Raw genomic sequence first — 1,954 nt, forward strand, 5'->3', positions numbered from 1 at the left:
ACTCGAAGCCCGCCCGCCCGCTACCGGTGCAGCAGGCCGCGGCGGTGGAACGCCTCGACCGACCCGACGGACAGGCCCCGCATCCCGAGCGGGAGCGCCTTCCACGGGGAGCGGGCCTCCTCCTCGCGTTCGAGCACCAGGACCGAACAGCCTCCGAGGGCCAGTTCGCAGGCCAGGAAGAGGCCGACCGGGCCCGCTCCCACGATCACCACGTCGTGCATGGCAGTTCTCCTTCGTTTCGAGCGCTTCGGTCGGGTCCGGGCGCTTCAGACGAACAGCGACAGGTCGAGGGAGTCCGCCAGCGCCCGGTAGCCCGCGTCGCTGCCGTGCGCGTCGCCGGCGTGGAAGCCGTCCCGGGTCCGGACGGGGTCGGCCGGGTCGCGCCAGACGGCGTCGAAGTCCAGCACCGCGTCGAAGGCGCCGCCGGTGCGGATCCAGGCGTTGACGGCCTGACGGGCGTCCTCGCCCTCCGGCGTGAACATGTCGTCGTTCCCGTAGGGGGTGAGGGTGGCGGCGTAGATCTTCACGCCGTGCCCGTGCGCGCGGGTGATCAGCTGGCGGTAGGCCGCGATGACGTCGTCCGCCGTCACCGGTCCGCCCGGGAACGCCGCGGTGAAGTCGGTGGGGAGGCCGTCGTCACCGCGCGGGGCGAAGGACACGGCGATGTCCCCGAGGCCTTCGGACACCACCACGTACCCCAGGCCCGGCGTCGCCAGCACGTCGCGGTCGAAGCGGGCCAGGGCCGCGGCGCCGAAGCCGTCGTTCAACACCCGGTTGCCGCTGATGCCCTGGTTGGAGACGTGGACGGCGGGGCCGCCGCGCTCGGTGAGGCGTTCGGCCAGGCGGTCCGTCCAGCGGCGGTGGGCGTTCGGGGTCGAGCCGAACCCGTCGGTGATGGAGTCGCCCAGCGCGACCACGACCGCGGCCGGACCGTCGGGCAGCACCTCCACCGCCGAGAGGAAGGCCTGGACCGGCAGGGACGTGGCGTTGCCCGGGAGGGCGGGGGAGGCCACGGCATTGCCCGGGATCGTCCAGGACGTCTGGACGCCCATGCCGTGACAGGTGCTGGTCTTCACCGGCTCCGGCAGGTGGAGGCTGACGGACAGCTCGGAGAGGGCGGGCAGGGGCAGGTCCACCGGGTCGCTGAGGATCGGTGCGCCCGCGGGGACCTTGGCGGTCGGACTGCCGGCGAAGGTCAGCACGCGGTCGGTGTCCGACCGCACCCCGCCGTCGGGGGTGGCGAGGCCGACCCGTGCCGCGCCGATGGTGAGGGCCTCGGTCCCGTACTCGTTGGTGAAGCGGACGCGCACCCGACGCCCGCCACCGCTGACGCGCACCACCTGGCGCAGCGTCACGTCGGTGAAGGAGTGGTCGAGCGCGGCGTCCGGCGCCTGGGGTGAGGTGCCCCAGGTGCGGACCCAGTTGTCGTCGGCGGTGTTCTTCGAGGTCATGGGTCGTCTCCGTGGTTCGTCGTGCGGTGGCGACGAAGACTGACCCGGGCCGCTCACACGGGGCGCACACGGCGCTGACACGGCGGCACGCGGCGCTGACGGCGGAGCGCCCTGGCTCCGGGACCGGAGTCCGCGTGCGCGAAGATCACGGCATGGACGGGGGTGCGCGGCTTCGGGTCACGCTGCTGGGCACCTTCCGGGTGGCCCGCGGTGACGCCGTCCTGCCCGTGGCGGGCGCGCGGTTGCAGGGTCTGGTCGTCCGGCTGGCGCTCGCCGGCGGGCGCGTGGTCGAGCAGGGCGCGCTGGTCGACGCGATCTGGGCCGAGGACCCGCCGGCCGGTCCGGCCCACGCGCTGCAAGCCCTGGTCTCACGGCTGCGCCGGGCCCTCGGCTCACCCGGTGACGTCGTGCAGGTCGCGGGCGGCTACCGGCTGGACGTGGAGGCCGCCGACGTGGACGCGCTGCGGTTCGAGCAGCTCGCCGCCGCCGGGCGCGACCGCCTG

General features: G+C 74.5%; 2 protein-coding genes and 1 pseudogene. 1 reads left to right on the forward strand and 2 read right to left on the reverse strand.

What is annotated here, in order from left to right; all coding sequences use genetic code 11:
- Window positions 1–29 precede the first annotated feature (29 nt).
- Window positions 30–221, reverse strand: a pseudogene (locus tag AB0G02_RS37395) (FAD-dependent oxidoreductase); the annotation flags it as partial.
- Window positions 222–266: 45 nt separating this feature from the next.
- A complete protein-coding gene (locus tag AB0G02_RS37400; protein WP_360804395.1) occupies window positions 267–1,451 on the reverse strand; it encodes an SGNH/GDSL hydrolase family protein in 1,185 nt (394 codons plus the stop codon).
- Between the two features lie 134 nt (window positions 1,452–1,585).
- On the opposite strand from AB0G02_RS37400, the gene AB0G02_RS37405 reads away from it, so the two are divergent.
- Window positions 1,586–1,954, forward strand: a 369-nt coding sequence (locus AB0G02_RS37405) for a winged helix-turn-helix domain-containing protein (protein WP_360804398.1), incomplete at its 3' end; no start/stop codon positions are given.

The organism is Actinosynnema sp. NPDC023658, assembly GCF_040639995.1.
In the GTDB taxonomy this organism is placed as follows: Bacteria; Actinomycetota; Actinomycetes; order Mycobacteriales; family Pseudonocardiaceae; genus Actinosynnema.